Origin of the sequence: Leclercia sp. LSNIH8, from assembly GCF_002920195.1 — a bacterium.
Classification (GTDB): Bacteria; Pseudomonadota; Gammaproteobacteria; order Enterobacterales; family Enterobacteriaceae; genus Enterobacter.
The window spans coordinates 433,102-447,796 of sequence record NZ_PQJY01000002.1; the positions used below are offsets into that span (position 1 = coordinate 433,102).

General features: G+C 56.7%; 14 protein-coding genes. 6 read left to right on the plus strand and 8 right to left on the minus strand.

What is annotated here, in order from left to right:
• Window positions 1–144 precede the first annotated feature (144 nt).
• Together lysM and C3406_RS06935 are read left to right on the plus strand one after the other, a co-directional pair.
• Window positions 145–585 (plus strand): peptidoglycan-binding protein LysM, encoded by a 441-nt coding sequence (gene lysM / locus C3406_RS06930; RefSeq protein ID WP_103822867.1) that lies wholly within the window; start codon window positions 145–147, stop codon window positions 583–585.
• A 52-nt stretch (window positions 586–637) separates the two neighbouring features.
• Entirely contained in the window at window positions 638–1,135 is a 498-nt protein-coding gene (locus C3406_RS06935; RefSeq protein WP_233210542.1) for a hypothetical protein, read from the plus strand.
• A gap of 21 nt (window positions 1,136–1,156) precedes the next feature.
• On the opposite strand, the gene C3406_RS06940 is transcribed toward C3406_RS06935, so the two are convergent.
• The 3 genes from C3406_RS06940 to C3406_RS06950 are packed head-to-tail and all read right to left on the minus strand — an operon-like array spanning window position 1,157 to window position 5,457.
• The gene (locus tag C3406_RS06940; protein WP_103822868.1) at window positions 1,157–2,344 is read right to left on the minus strand and encodes a glycoside hydrolase family 88 protein; all 1,188 of its coding nucleotides are present in this window, start codon (window positions 2,342–2,344) and stop codon (window positions 1,157–1,159) included.
• Between the two features lie 28 nt (window positions 2,345–2,372).
• Window positions 2,373–3,617, minus strand: coding sequence for an oligosaccharide MFS transporter (locus C3406_RS06945; RefSeq protein WP_197080114.1), 1,245 nt, complete (start codon window positions 3,615–3,617; stop codon window positions 2,373–2,375).
• A 31-nt stretch (window positions 3,618–3,648) separates the two neighbouring features.
• Complete coding sequence (locus C3406_RS06950) at window positions 3,649–5,457, minus strand: DUF2264 domain-containing protein (RefSeq protein ID WP_103822870.1); 1,809 nt, start codon at window positions 5,455–5,457, stop codon at window positions 3,649–3,651.
• 166 nt (window positions 5,458–5,623) lie between these two features.
• Here C3406_RS06950 and C3406_RS06955 point away from each other — a divergent pair, with 166 nt between their 5' ends.
• Complete coding sequence (locus C3406_RS06955) at window positions 5,624–6,460, plus strand: AraC family transcriptional regulator (protein WP_103822871.1); 837 nt, start codon at window positions 5,624–5,626, stop codon at window positions 6,458–6,460.
• Between the two features lie 131 nt (window positions 6,461–6,591).
• Here the strand turns inward: C3406_RS06955 and parE are convergent, their stop codons facing one another.
• From parE to nudF, 5 genes are read right to left on the minus strand one after another with little or no spacing between them, the layout of a single operon-like run.
• Window positions 6,592–8,484 carry a DNA topoisomerase IV subunit B gene (gene parE / locus C3406_RS06960; RefSeq protein WP_103176985.1) on the minus strand — a complete coding sequence of 631 codons (1,893 nt, stop codon included), beginning with the start codon at window positions 8,482–8,484 and terminating at the stop codon, window positions 6,592–6,594.
• Between the two features lie 28 nt (window positions 8,485–8,512).
• Window positions 8,513–9,094 carry an esterase YqiA gene (yqiA, locus tag C3406_RS06965; RefSeq protein WP_103822872.1) on the minus strand — a complete coding sequence of 194 codons (582 nt, stop codon included), beginning with the start codon at window positions 9,092–9,094 and terminating at the stop codon, window positions 8,513–8,515.
• Entirely contained in the window at window positions 9,094–9,921 is an 828-nt protein-coding gene (gene cpdA / locus C3406_RS06970; protein ID WP_103822873.1) for a 3',5'-cyclic-AMP phosphodiesterase, read from the minus strand. Before cpdA ends, yqiA begins: the two co-directional genes overlap by 1 nt.
• Before the next feature lie 28 nt (window positions 9,922–9,949).
• A complete protein-coding gene (locus C3406_RS06975; protein ID WP_003862516.1) occupies window positions 9,950–10,372 on the minus strand; it encodes a DUF1249 family protein in 423 nt (140 codons plus the stop codon).
• Window positions 10,369–11,001, minus strand: coding sequence for an ADP-ribose diphosphatase (gene nudF, locus C3406_RS06980; RefSeq protein WP_103822874.1), 633 nt, complete (start codon window positions 10,999–11,001; stop codon window positions 10,369–10,371). Before nudF ends, C3406_RS06975 begins: the two co-directional genes overlap by 4 nt.
• A 204-nt stretch (window positions 11,002–11,205) precedes the next feature.
• On the opposite strand from nudF, the gene tolC reads away from it, so the two are divergent.
• From tolC to C3406_RS06995, 3 genes are all read left to right on the plus strand, one after another.
• A complete protein-coding gene (tolC, locus tag C3406_RS06985) occupies window positions 11,206–12,636 on the plus strand; it encodes an outer membrane channel protein TolC (RefSeq protein ID WP_103822875.1) in 1,431 nt (476 codons plus the stop codon).
• Between the two features lie 174 nt (window positions 12,637–12,810).
• Complete coding sequence (locus C3406_RS06990; RefSeq protein WP_103822876.1) at window positions 12,811–13,482, plus strand: DUF1190 family protein; 672 nt, start codon at window positions 12,811–12,813, stop codon at window positions 13,480–13,482.
• 2 nt (window positions 13,483–13,484) lie between these two features.
• Window positions 13,485–14,645: a glutathionylspermidine synthase family protein gene (locus C3406_RS06995; protein ID WP_103822877.1), complete on the plus strand. Its 1,161-nt coding sequence runs from the start codon at window positions 13,485–13,487 to the stop codon at window positions 14,643–14,645.
• The last annotated feature ends 50 nt before the right edge of the window (window positions 14,646–14,695 follow it).

Sequence of the window (14,695 nt, forward strand, 5' to 3'; positions counted from 1 at the left end):
GGCCGGGCAAACGAAGTGCCGCCCGGCAATACCAACAGCACCGAATCTCAGGCCCGGTACGCATAGCGTTTCCGGGCTTTTTTTATCACCTCGAAACGCACCTGCTATGCTTATTTCTGATTTCATTGTTATCTGGAGGAAGGAATGGGTATTTTTAACTTCGTTAAAGAAGCAGGTGAAAAGCTGTGGGATAACCTGACCGATCACAAAGGTCAGAGCGATAAGGTGACTGAACACCTTAAAAAACTCAACATACCGGGCGCCGACAAAGTGCAGGTCAACGTCAACGACGGTAAGGCCGTGGTGACGGGTGACGGACTCACCCAGGAGCAGAAGGAAAAAATCCAGGTCGCGGTAGGGAACATCGCGGGCGTCAGCGAGGTGGAAAACAGCATCACCGCCACCGATACCCAACATGAAGCCACCTACTACACGGTCAAATCGGGTGATACGCTGAGCGCTATCTCCAAAACGGTGTATGGCGATGCCTCGCAGTACAACAAAATCTTCGAAGCCAACCGCCCTATGCTCTCCAGCCCCGATAAAATTTATCCTGGCCAGACGCTGCGTATTCCTGAAGTCTGATAGCACCGCACAGAGGGAAGATGATGAAGATAGCCTGTCTGGGCTGGGCTCGTTGGTCTGGAAAAGCGGCTCACTCCCCGTCGCCGGGGAGTGGAAAACCGACGGACCATCGCTGCCTGTCGAGTTTTGCCGGGTCAGCGACGGCGGTGAACTGGCAACCGCCATCTGTATGAATGCGCCTGCCGTACCGGTGCTCTGGGCATGGCTTAATGCGGAAACGCTGAGCTTGGCCTGTCAGGCGTTGCGCGAACGCGAGGGGATCCCGGAAGATCGTTGTGACGGTATAGGTTCATTGCTGATCGAAGGCCGCCATACCGGCCTGCTTGCTAAATGGGCGGTTGAGAGAGGCATCGAGGCGGTGATTTGGACCGGGCTACCGCCGAGAAGCGCCTCCCTGGAGGGCCGCGTGCCCACCGTGGATGAAGCCATTGTGTATCTGGACAGCCTGAGCGGCGAGGCCCGCCAGCATGCGCGGGACTATATCAAGCAGGTGCCGGAGCAGATCGACACCCCTTATCGGCGAGTCATCAAAGAGGTGCTGGGGTGGTGACAATGCCACCCCAGCGTTTTCTTACCAGTACAGTTTCCAGCTCTGGGTAAAGCGCACCAGGGCTTCAACGTAGAAGTAATCGCCCCAGCTGGCGCACTCGTCCACGCCTTTATTGCTGGCGAGGTGATACACGGAGTGTTTCAGCACGCCGTTGCCCTTCTCCTCTTTCCCCATCAGGTAGTGCCTGGTCAGCGAGGACATGATCCCTTTCGCCCACGCCAGATAGCGCTCGCGATCCGGGTCAGTCACCGGCAGGTGCTTCACCAGCTCCAGCAGGCCGCATACCGCAATCGCCGCTGACGATGAATCACGCAGCGCGTCGGTGCCCACCAGCGCCAGATCCCAGTGGCAGACATAATCCTCCGGCAGGCGGTTGAGGAAGTAGTTTGCCAGCCGTTTTGACAGGGCGATCATCGTCTCGTCGCCGGTATAGATATAGCTCAGCAGAAATCCGTAAATCCCCCACGCCTGGCCCCGCGACCAGCAGGAGTCGTCCGCATAGCCCTGCTGGGTATTGCCGTAGCGCGGCGCGCCGGTGACCACGTCCATATAGTAGGTATGGAAGGTGGAGGCATCGTCACGGATCAGGTACGTTGCGGCCTGCATCACATGCGCTTTAGCAGCCTCGGCAAAACGCGGATCGCCGGTCTGCTCCGTCGCCCAGTAGAGCAGCGGCAGGTTCATGTTGCAGTCGATGATCATCCGCCCGGCCTGTTCCGGATCGGCCAGATCGCCCCACGCCTGGATGATCTTTGCCTTCTCGTGGAAGCGTTCCAGCAGGGCTTCGGCGGCCAGCAGCGAGAAGCCGCGCGCCTCGCGACTGCCGGTCAGCCGCCAGTCTGCCACACAAGAGAGCGTGTAGAGGAAGCCGAGATCGTGGGTGTTGGTGTCGCTGCGCCCGGCAATGCGCAGACCAAACGAGCGCGTGTGTTTTTGGGCCATCTCACGGAATTTCTCCTCCCCGCTCATCTCCCAGGCCAGCCACAGCTGCCCGGTCCAGAAGCTGGTGGTCCATTCGACGTTATCGGTCAGGGGATAAAACCCCTCTTTGCAGGTTTCTGCCGGGAATTTGTCACCGAATTCCGTTAAATGACGGCTAATCAGGTCGAGGATATGGCTGCGCGCCGAGATTAATTCATCGCTAAAGGCGCGTTCATCCACGGGCACGGGAATATCGGCCAGACGTTCCTCGGTGATACGACTTAACATAATTCGATTCCTTCTTTGACGACGTAAATTAGTGATGTTCAACAACGTTCAGCGTTTTTGCGCCGCGCCATTTGCTCTGGCAGGCGGATAACGTGAAGGCGGAAATAAGGGTAAAGGTCAGCGCCGTGGCGCCCATGATGATATAGGTCTGCTCAAAGCCGATGCGGTCATACATATAACCGGCAGGGGAAGAGACCACGACATTACCGACGTAGAGCATCGCCTGATAGCCCAGCAGATACATGGTGGCGTTCACGCGTTTATCGAAATGCTCAGCGATATATTTAAAGACCGACACCAGCAGGAGGCAGATCTCCAGACCGTACAGCGGCTTGAGAACCGAAATGAGCAGGTGCGAATCGCAGATCCCGGAAATAATCAGGCGTGCCCCGACAATCAGGCCGACAATTAATAACCCACGCTTGGCACCAATAAAATTCACGAACAGCGGGATGACCATATACATGACAAATTCCATCCCGGACTGCACGGTGCCCAGATAGCCAAATACCGCGTTGCCCTGGTGCACGTCATCAAAGAAGGTGACGAAATAGCGCGAGAACTGCTGCTCGGCGATAAACATCATCCAGGCCACGCCCGCCACGTACAGGCAGAAGGCCCAGAATTTGCGGCTGCGCAGCAGGGCGTAAACATCCGCTGGAACGATTTTCTCTTTGGTCAGCACCTCACCCGCATGAGCCGAGTTGGTGTTCACCTTCAGGCTCAGGAGGACAATCAGCATAATGACCGACGCCACGCTGCCCATAATAAAGTTGTACGCCGGAGAGAGGTTAAACAGCAGGCCGGAGAACGACGATGCCACCGCCCAGCCCAGCGAGCCCCACATACGGATCTGACCAAACTCCATGCCGTTCAGACGGCTGAAACGGTCGGAATAGGATTCGCACGCCGCAACGCCCGCATACCAGGCGAAACTTAAATAGAGCGCGCCGATAATAATCCCCAGCATGGTGTTGGACATTAACAGCGGCTGATAGACATAAATAAAGAACGGTGCCATCAGGGCGGACATCGCCACCACAAAATAGAGCAGGTATTTGCTCATGCCGATCTTATCCAGAATGTAGCCATAGATCGGTTTCAGAATAACGGAGAAGACACCGTTTACCGCAAATACGGTGCCGATCACCGAGCCGCTCAGGTTGGCTTTTTGCCCGAGCCAGATCGCCAGCAAACCAATACTGGCCGACCAGGTAAAGAAATAGAGAAAAATAAAACTGCTGATTTTGTAATATTCAGTTTTGTTGCTCATACCATCCTCGCCGATATCCAGGGTAAGGCTCTTATAAAATGAACGACAGCTTACGTTCGCTTCCGGGCGCGCAAATAACGACCCGGTTATCTTCTATTTCCAGGAGTGGTGTGTTTGCCTCTGCGCGCGCTTTCCCGGAGGCGTATACCGCACTGCACAGCCAGCTCTCCCCCTGCGGGAGAGTGATGGTCAGCACCGGAATAGCGGCGCATTCGGCAAACATGATGCTGCTGTTGGGTGGCGTCACCACGCTGTCAGGCTGACGGCTGATGACAGGCGACAGATCGACAATGGCGCTGCTGCCGTTCGCGGCATTCAGATAACTGCCGCGCCCGGTAAGCTGGTGGTCGGTTTTCATTACCGCAAACCCGCCCTCCACCGTCTGCAACGTGCGGGCGCTGTTAATGCGGTGCAGGCGCAGATGCCACTCGCCAAACGGCACCAGCCAGCTCTCGATGTGGACGTCGTGCCACGGCGACCAGCGCGAAAAGATGAAGTTCTCGTCGACGCGGACCGCCTCGCATTCACGGCGTCCGCGGAAGTAGTTATCACCATCGGCCAGCAGCAGCATGGAGTCGCAGGCGGCATGCTTGATGCCGAAGCGTCCGCGCTCGATGGTGAACCCAAAGCGGCTGGAGTAGGCAAATTTGGTATATTTCGCCTCGGTGTTAACGTAGTTGTTCAGCTCCAGCTGTCCGGCGGTAAGCATGGTGACGTGATCCGCTTGCATCAGGATCTGCTGGGCATGGGGAATGACGCGCTTTTCGGCAAGCGCAGGTAATGGCTGCTCTTCTGCCTGCCAGAACGGATGGCTCTCCGGCAGGGCCAGAATCAGGTAGGTTTTCAGCGCCCAGTAAGGCGAGCCGGGGGAGTTATAGTCCTCGCACATCGCCAGGTTCGGGTAGGCGAAACCCAGCGTCAGGATCCCGTCGCGATCGGTCATCGGCTGCTGCTGCCACCAGCGCAGATGACGCAGGATGATCCCTTTCACGATCCCCGGCGTAAACACCTCCAGCCCGGAAAAAGCCACCGCGCTCCAGAAGGCGACCATCGCGAAGCGGTAGGTCAGGCTGCGGCCAAAGGGCACCGAGGCGCCGTCGGCAGCGGACATATAGATAAAATCTTCCGCGAACAGGCGCGAACGCTGGCGCAGTACCTCTGCCCGCCCCTCATCGCCGCTGAGGGTGGCGTAAATCAGGCCGTAAAAGTGAAACGCCATTGAGATGTAGTAATCCTTTGGCCGACCCGGACCGTCGGAGTACCAGCCGTCACCCAGATAGTAGGTCTCCATCATGGCGAAGCGGCGATCGATGGCCTGCTGATCGTAGGGCAGCCCGGCGCGCTTAAAGCCAAGCTGGACCATGATGGCGAAGTAGTTCCAGTTGCTATCCGGCATCGTCGCGTCGGTGATCTGGTTCAGCCAGGCGTGCAGGTTCATCAGCTCACGTTCGCTAAACAGTTCAGTGAGTTTGTCCTGCAGTAGCGCCAGCCCGAGGCCATAGGCCGCCATCTCCACCAGACGCTGGTCATAGGGCCCGGCTTCGCCCCAGTAGCCTGCGCTTTGCGGATCGGTCCCCTGCTTAATGGCGGTGAGGTATTTATCGCTGAACGGCGTACTGTCGCCTGCGGCCATCAGCGGAAACAGCCCCCACAAGACCCGGGAGAGCCCCTCCATCTGCGCGACATCGGTGGCGTAGTGGGCGCTGGTATCGCCCAGTGAAAAACGGGAGCTACCCGCCGGGAACTGCTTATCCACCGCGGCCAGCAGGGTATTAAGGGCCGCCACCAGATCCTGGCGGGATGACAACGGATTTGATTTTTCTTTATTTGCCGCGCACATACGCTCGTCCTCGCAATCAACTGCGGCAAAGCATAGTTAATCAGCAAGGTGCAGAAATGTTAGCTGGGTCACAGGAGTGAGAGATGAATAAACCCGCAGTTGAGGAAATTTAAAAAGGTGGTTTATAAAGGGGAAAGAAAAGGGAAAAGTTGAGTTTTATTGCACTATGCGCGAGACCCCCACGGCGGAACACCTTGAGCTCATCACCCTGAACGATACGCTGGTGTCGTTCAGTCGCCTGTTCGCCAACACCGTGCGCTATCACCACTGGCACCAGTGCCTGGAGATCCTCTATGTCGAAGAGGGCTTTGGTGTGGCGATTGTCGATAATCGTCACTACACCATGCGCCCGGGGAGGCTGTTTTTCTTCCCGCCCTTTACCCTGCACAAGGTGATGGTCGATCCCCAGGCCGAAGCGAACTACCGCCGGACCATTATTCATCTCGATCAGCATGCGGTAATGAAAGCCCTGCGTGATTTCCCCCAGACCCAACAACGACTCCAGAAGCTATCCCAACGGGGAGGAGAAGCCTGGGTAGCGGACATGGCCCACTGCCACAGCCATCTCGATCATCTCTTCAGCTGCTACCCGCCGCCGTTGAACAGCGAGCGCATCGCCAGCCTGCTGATTAGCCTGTTCGCCATGCTGCCGCACGATGACGAAGGCCAACCCGGCAACAGCCACGGTATCGCCAGCCAGGTAATGTTCTGGCTGGATGAGCACTATCAGCATAAGTTCAGCCTTGATGCGCTGGCAGACGAGCTGGGGAAATCCCGCAGCTATGTGTCACGGAAATTCCATGCGGAAACGGGGGAGAAAATTCACGATTACCTGAATACGTTACGATTACGCAAAGCCTGTGAGTGCCTGCTGCATTCGGAGGCGAGCGTGCGGGAGATTGCCGCGCGGGTGGGGTTTTCGGACGTGACCTACTTTATCAGCGCATTTAAAAAGGGCATCGGAGAGACGCCCTTGCAGTACCGGAAGAATCATGCGGCCTGAGGAGATGCCGGGTGGCGGCGATGCCTTACCCGGCCTACAAAACCCGTCGGCCCACGCAAGTCTCGTAGGCCCGTGCAAGCGAAGCGCCGCCGGGCAAATAGCCCGCACGATCCCTGCCGACCGGCATTTTATCAGCCTTCGATATCCGCCAGGTCGCCCTTCTCCTGCAGCCAGTTGCGGCGGTCTTCCGAGCGCTTCTTGGCCAGCAGCATATCCATCACCGCGGTGGTCTGCTGCTCATCTTCATCGCTGATGGTGAGCTGCACCAGACGGCGGGTATTCGGATCGAGCGTGGTTTCACGCAGCTGCAACGGGTTCATCTCGCCCAGCCCTTTAAAGCGCTGCACGTTAGGTTTGCCCTTCTTGCGTTTAAGCTGCTCCAGCACACCCGCTTTCTCTTCTTCCGTCAGGGCGTAATAGACCTCTTTACCGAGATCGATACGGTACAACGGCGGCAGCGCCACATAGACATGGCCGTTTTTCACCAGCGTGCGGAAGTGCTTCACAAAGAGCGCACACAGCAGGGTGGCGATGTGCAGCCCATCGGAGTCCGCATCCGCGAGGATACAGATCTTGCCGTAACGCAGCTGGCTGAGATCTTCGCTGTCCGGATCGATACCGATCGCCACCGAGATGTCATGCACCTCCTGCGACGCCAGCACCTCGTCGGAAGAGACTTCCCAGGTGTTAAGGATCTTACCCTTCAGCGGCATGATCGCCTGATATTCACGGTCGCGCGCCTGCTTGGCCGACCCGCCCGCAGAGTCCCCTTCCACCAGGAACAGCTCGGTACGGTTCAGATCCTGCGCGGTACAGTCCGCCAGTTTGCCCGGCAGCGCAGGGCCGCTGGTGAGCTTTTTACGCACCACTTTCTTCGCCGCGCGCAGACGGCGCTGGGCGCTGGAGATGGCCATTTCGGCCAGCATTTCTGCGGCCTGTACGTTCTGGTTCAGCCACAGACTGAAGGCATCTTTCACCACGCCGGAGACAAACGCCGCGCACTGGCGTGAAGAGAGTCGCTCTTTGGTCTGACCGGCAAACTGCGGATCCTGCATCTTCACGGAGAGGACGTAGGCGCAGCGCTCCCAGATATCTTCCGCCGACAGCTTCACGCCGCGCGGCAGAATGTTGCGGTATTCGCAGAACTCACGCATCGCGTCCAGCAGACCCTGGCGCAGGCCGTTCACGTGCGTGCCGCCCTGCATGGTCGGGATGAGGTTAACGTAGCTTTCGGTCAGCAGCTCGCCGCCTTCCGGCAGCCACAGCAGCGCCCAGTCCACCGCTTCCGTATCACCGGCAAAATTACCGATAAACGGTTTTTCCGGCAGGGTTGGCAGGCCGTTAACCGCTTCGCCCAGGTAATCATTCAGACCATCCTGGTAGCACCAGCGCTGCTCGCTGTTGTTGACCTCATCCTTGAAGGTAATTTCTACCCCAGGGCAGAGCACCGCTTTCGCTTTCAGAATGTGCGTTAAGCGTGAGACCGAGAAACGCGGGCTGTCGAAGAAGCTCTCGTCCGGCCAGAAGTGGACGCTGGTGCCGGTATTGCGTTTCGCGCAGGTACCGATCACCTGCAAATCCTGCACTTTATCGCCGTTCTCAAAGGCGATGTTGTAGACCTGGCCGTCGCGCTTAACGGTCACTTCCACACGTTTGGACAGGGCGTTCACCACGGAGATACCTACCCCGTGCAGACCGCCTGAGAACTGGTAATTTTTATTGGAGAACTTCCCGCCCGCATGCAGGCGGCAGAGGATCAGTTCAACCGCCGGCACACCCTCTTCCGGGTGGATATCGACAGGCATGCCGCGCCCGTCGTCGATCACTTCCAGCGACTGGTCGGCATGCAGAATAACGTCAACGCGTCTGGCATGACCCGCCAGCGCTTCGTCGACGCTGTTATCAATTACTTCCTGGCCCAGATGGTTTGGGCGCGTGGTATCGGTGTACATCCCCGGACGGCGGCGAACCGGCTCAAGCCCGGTGAGTACCTCAATGGCATCAGCGTTATAGGTTTGCGTCATGATTTAAACTAGCAATTCGCAGCGATTGTCAGAGGCTGTGCAGACCGAGAAAATCGACAATCTGGGTGAAATGATCCTCAAAGCCCGTGAAAGCGTGGTTACCACCCTCTTCTACAGTCTGGCGGCAAGAGGCGTAATACGCCACTGCCTGGCGGTAATCCAGCACTTCATCACCCGTCTGTTGCAGCAGCCAGATAAGATCTGGCGCTTCCAGCGGATCAATCTGCATCACTTTGAGGTCGTAAATATGGCGAGACTCTAGCACATATTGCTGTCCGGTGTAGGGGTTCTCGTTGTGCCCAAGATAGCCCACCAGCAGCTCAAAAGGCCGCACCGCCGGATTCACCACCACGGCGGGTACCATAAAGCACTGGGAGAGCCAGGTGGCGTAGTAGCCGCCAAGGGAAGAGCCCACCACACCGAACGGCTCGCCGCCGTGCGCCATGACGATGGTCTCCAGCATCTCAGCGGCATCTGCCGGGTACGGCGGCAGCTGCGGGACGATCATCTCGACGTCGGGATGATGAACCTCCAGCCATTGGCGAAACAGCGTCGCTTTTGCCGAGCGCGGGGAGCTGTTAAACCCGTGCAGATAAAGGAGCGCAGACATCAGTAGCCTTCTGACGCGGTATCCGGGCGGAACCGGGTGCCTTCCAGACGGCAGACTTCGGTGGTCAACGAGCCGTCGGCATGCAGTTCCAGCCAGCGCCAGCCTGGCGCAATGGTATCTAACGTGAAGTTCGCACAATGCGGTTTGAACTGCACGCAGGTAGAAGGCGTAGCCAGCAGGCGACGACCGTTCCAGTCGAGATCCTGCTCCTGATGGATATGTCCGCAGAGCAAGTGCTTCACCCGCGGGAATTTCTCCAGCACCTGATCCAGGGCGGCGGAGTTGCGCAGGCTATGCTGATCGAGCCAGCTACATCCTGCCGGCAGCGGATGATGATGCAGTAAAAGCAGCGTGTTGCGCTCCGGCTCAGCCGCCAGTTTCGCTTCCAGCCACTCCAGCTGAAAATCGCTCAGCTCACCGTGCGGCACGCCGAAGACCTGGCTGTCGAGCAGCAGAATCTGCCAGTGGTCGCCGGCGTAGACCCGTTTAGCGGGCGAAATGCCTGAATCCTGAAGTGCGCTGTACATCGCCGGTTGAAAATCGTGGTTTCCCGGTAACCAGACGCAGGGCGCGTGAAATCTCGCGGTACCTTCAGCGAAATGCTGATAAGCCGCGGCGGTTTGGTCCTGCGCCAAATCGCCCGTTGCGACAATCAAATCGCATTCGCGCTTCTGGCCATGAATGGCTTCCAGAACAGCCTGATAACTCTCCCAGGTATTCACACCTAACAGGGTTTCATGCTTATTGGCAAACAGGTGAGTATCGGTAATTTGTAATACCCTGACTGGCGCCCCACCAGCAACAGTCAGGTTCAACAGGCTTTCCAAATGGTGTCCTTAGGTAGGTTTCACGACGCTAACAAACCGGAATCGCCATCGCTCCATGTGCTAAACAGTATCTTAGCCAATCAGCCAGAAACTGATTAATTTGATGCTTTTCGTCACGTTGATGCAACTTTTTATTTGGGTAATCATAACGCGCTTTGAAGCGGAAGATCTGCTGACTTGAACACACTTCAGCGACCATCGCGTCATGGTACAGCCGCACCGTCATCGACGGCAGGCTCCAGTAGCTGATGGAAGGTGCCGTTTGTTCGATCTCCACCAGCGTAGTGTAACGGGTTGATTCCGTAATCGTTAACCGATACTGCGCGTTGCTCACCTGATAGCTCACTGTTTCGCCGGGCGCGTCATTACGCGGCAGCAAACGGCGCAACTGGGCGAAATTGGTTTCGCACAGGCGCATCATTTCAGGGAAGTCAGGTGTATAACGCTTCATTTTTTCCACTCGTTTCTTAATTCCTGATAGTGCAGCTGTAGCCATTGCAAAGCGATGACAGAAGCCGCGTTGTCGATTTTCCCCTCTTCTACCCATTGATAAGCCTGCTCCCGACTTACCACATGAACACGAATATCTTCGTTTTCATCAACCAGACCGTGAATCCCTTGCGCGGTCGTGGCGTCCACTTCGCCTACCAGAACCGATAAACGCTCGCTGGTGCCGCCAGGGCTTGCCAGATAATTCGAAATCGGTTTTGTACGCCCAACAATCAGCCCGGCCTCTTCCATCGCCTCGCGACGGGCGACCTCATCCGGGGTCTCGCCTGCTTCAACCATCCCGGCCACCATCTCCAGCAGCCACGGGCTTTCGCTGGTATCCAGCGCGGCAATGCGAATCTGCTCTACCAGTACCACTTCATCACGCACTGGGTCAAAGGGTAGCAAGACTGCAGCATGCCCGCGCTCAAAAATTTCGCGCCGCACTTCGCCACTCATTTCGCCGTTAAACAGACGATGGCGAAAACGGTATAATTCCAGTGAAAAAAATCCGCTGTAGAGCGTTTCTCGTGCAATAATTTCTACATCGTTTTTTGTGAATGTCACTGGCATCTTCTCTGGTTTTTCCATGTTTGCGTCCTGTTATTTATGGTGGCGTTAAGGTGAAATTCCAATCTGCTAAACTGCGGTTTCTACAACAGTATGGTAAATTGGTGCAAGTTACTGCCGCATGGCACGGAACGCCAACCTTTTGCAGTGGCGAAGTCTGCTAGAATCGGTAGATATTTTTTTAATTAGATCAGCGCTAACAAAGCTTCACAACAAGGAAAGCAAATGAAGAAATTGCTCCCCATCCTCATCGGCCTGAGCCTGACGGGCTTCAGCGCGTTGAGTCAGGCAGAAGACCTGATACAGGTTTATAAGCAGGCACGTCTGAGCAACCCGGAACTGCGCAAGTCCGCTGCCGATCGTGACGCTGCATTTGAAAAAATTAATGAAGCACGCAGTCCATTATTACCACAGCTGGGTTTAGGTGCTGATTATACCTATAACAACGGCTATCGTGATGCGAATGGCATCGACTCCAATGTGACCAGCGGTTCACTCCAGTTAACCCAGACGCTGTTTGATATGTCTAAATGGCGTACCCTGAGCCTGCAGGAAAAAGCAGCCGGTATTCAGGATGTCACCTATCAGACCGACCAGCAGACGCTGATCCTTAACACGGCTACCGCTTACTTCAGAGTGCTGAGCGCCATCGATACGCTCTCCTATATTGAAGCGCAGAAACAAGCCATCTACCGTCAGCTCGATCAGACGACCCAGCGTTTCAACGTGGGTCTGGTCGCCATTACCGACGTGCAGAACGCCCGTTCACAATACGACAGCGTGCTGGCGAACGAAGTGACCGCGCGTAACGATCTGGATAACGCCGTTGAAGAGCTGCGTCAGGTCACCGGTAACTACTACCCGCAACTGGCTTCCCTGAACGTTGAACGCTTCAAAACTGACAAGCCGCAGGCGGTGAATGCCCTGCTGAAAGAAGCGGAAAACCGTAACCTTAGCCTGCTGCAGGCCCGTCTGAATCAGGATCTGGCGCGCGAGCAAATTCGCCAGGCACAGGATGGCCACCTGCCAACCCTGAGCCTGAACGCCTCTACCAGCGTGTCGAATACCAGCTACAGCGGCTCCAGAACCAGCGGTGCCCAGGGTGGTCAGTACAGCGACAGCGATGTCGGCCAGAACAAAATTGGTCTGAGCTTCTCCCTGCCGATCTATCAGGGTGGTCAGGTCAATTCGCAGGTTAAACAGGCGCAGTACAACTTTGTCGGTGCCAGCGAACAGCTTGAAAGCGCGCACCGCAGCGTGGTTCAGACCGTGCGTTCCTCCTTCAATAACGTGAACGCCTCTATCAGCAGCATCAACGCCTACAAACAGGCCGTTGTCTCTGCCCAGAGCTCTCTGGATGCATCGGAAGCCGGTTACTCGGTGGGTACCCGTACCATTGTTGACGTTCTGGATGCGACCACCACGCTCTACAACGCCAAACAACAGCTCTCCAACGCCCGTTACAACTACCTGATTAACCAGCTGAACATCAAGTCAGCGCTGGGTACGTTGAACGAGCAGGATCTGCTGGCGCTGAACGGCGCCCTGGGTAAACCTATCTCCACGACCCCAGAGGTTGTGGCCCCGGAAAATCCACAGCAGGCTGCCTCTGCTGATGGCTTAACCGCCGCCGCTGCGCGTACCACCAGCAACTAATGCTGTTACCCGGCCAGGGCTATCCTGGCCGGGTATTATCGAGCTGTCCGACAAAAAAACGTAAGCCAACGTAAAGATCCCCCAGTTTCGCCCCCATCGCTTCAATTTCCACCACTCATCCTCTATTCTGAGCGTTATTTTCTGTGTTTTACCACTGGGTCCTGGAAGACGATCATGAAACGGACAAAATCCATTAATCACGCCACGTTCCGCAAAAGCTGGAACGCGCGTCACCTCACTCCTGTCGCCCTGGCGCTGGGCGCCGTGTTTATGCTGGCAGGCTGTGAGCAAAGCGACGAAACGGTTTCGCTCTATCAGAATGCCGACGACTGTGCCTCCGCCACCGGCAACAAGGCAGAGTGTACCACCGCCTACAACAATGCCCTGAAAGAGGCCGAACGTACCGCGCCGAAATATGCCAGCCGTGAAGACTGCGTAGCGGAATTTGGCGAAGGCCAGTGCCAGCAGGCACCTGCTCCGGCTCAGGCGGGCACGGCGCCAGAAAACCAGGCGCAGGCGCAATCCAGCGGCAGTTTCTGGATGCCACTCATGGCCGGTTACATGATGGGCCGACTGATGGGCGGCGGCGCGGGTTATCAACAGCAACCGCTGTTCAGCTCGAAGAACCCAGCCAGCCCGGCTTACGGTCAGTACACCGATGCCAGCGGCAAAGGTTACGGTGCCGCACAGCCTGGCCGCACCATGAACGTACCTAAGACCGCCATGGCACCAAAACCGGCGACCACCAGCACCGTTACCCGCGGCGGCTTTGGTGAATCTGTTGCCAAACAGAACACCATGCAGCGCAGCGCGACCGGCACCTCAACGCGCTCAATGGGCGGCTGATAATGGAACGAGTCAGTATTGTTGAGCGCCCGGACTGGCGCGAAAAAGCCACCGAATATGGTTTCAACTTCCACACCATGTACGGCGAGCCGTACTGGTGTGAAGATGCCTACTACAAGCTGACCTTCGCCCAGGTTGAAAAACTGGAAGAGGTGACGGCGGAGCTGCATCAGATGTGCCTGAAGGTGGTGGAGAAGGTGATTGCCAGCGATGAGCTGCTGACCAAATTCCGCATTCCGAAGCACACCTGGGGCTTTGTACGTCAGTCATGGCAGACCCATCAGCCGTCGCTCTACTCCCGCCTCGATCTGGCGTGGGATGGCACCGGCGAGCCGAAGCTGCTTGAGAACAACGCCGATACGCCAACATCCCTGTATGAAGCAGCCTTCTTCCAGTGGATCTGGCTGGAAGATCAGCAGAACGCAGGCCGTCTGCCGGAAGGCAGTGACCAGTTCAACAGCCTGCAGGAAAAGCTGATCGCGCGTTTCACTGAGCTGCGCGAACAGCACGGCTTTAACCTGCTGCACTTTGCCTGCTGTCGCGACACGGTCGAAGATCGCGGCACAGTACAGTATCTGCAGGACTGCGCTGCCGAAGCCGAAGTCGCCACTGAATTCCTCTATATAGAAGATATCGGGCTGGGTGAAAAAGGCCAGTTCACCGATCTGCAGGACCAGGTAATCAGTAACCTGTTCAAGCTCTATCCGTGGGAATATATGCTGCGCGAAGTCTTCTCCACCAAGCTGGAAGATGCGGGCGTGCGCTGGCTGGAGCCGGCGTGGAAGAGCATTATCTCCAACAAAGCCCTGCTGCCGCTGCTGTGGGAGATGTTCCCGGACCATCCAAATCTGCTGCCCGCTTACTTCGCGGAAGATGACCATCCGCAGATGGATAAGTATGTCAAAAAGCCGATTTTCTCCCGCGAGGGTGCCAACGTATCGATTATCGAAAACGGTAACACCGTGGAAGCGGTAGAAGGTCCGTATGGCGAAGAAGGGATGATCGTCCAGCAGTTCTGCCAGTTACCGAAGTATGGCGACAGCTACATGCTGATCGGCAGCTGGCTGATCAACGATCAGCCAGCCGGGATTGGTATTCGTGAGGATCGGGCGTTGATCACCCAGGATCTGTCAAGGTTCTATCCGCATATCTTCGTGGAGTAGCCTGTGGTGCCGGGTGGCGGCTTCGCCTTACCCGGCCTACATAACTCCGT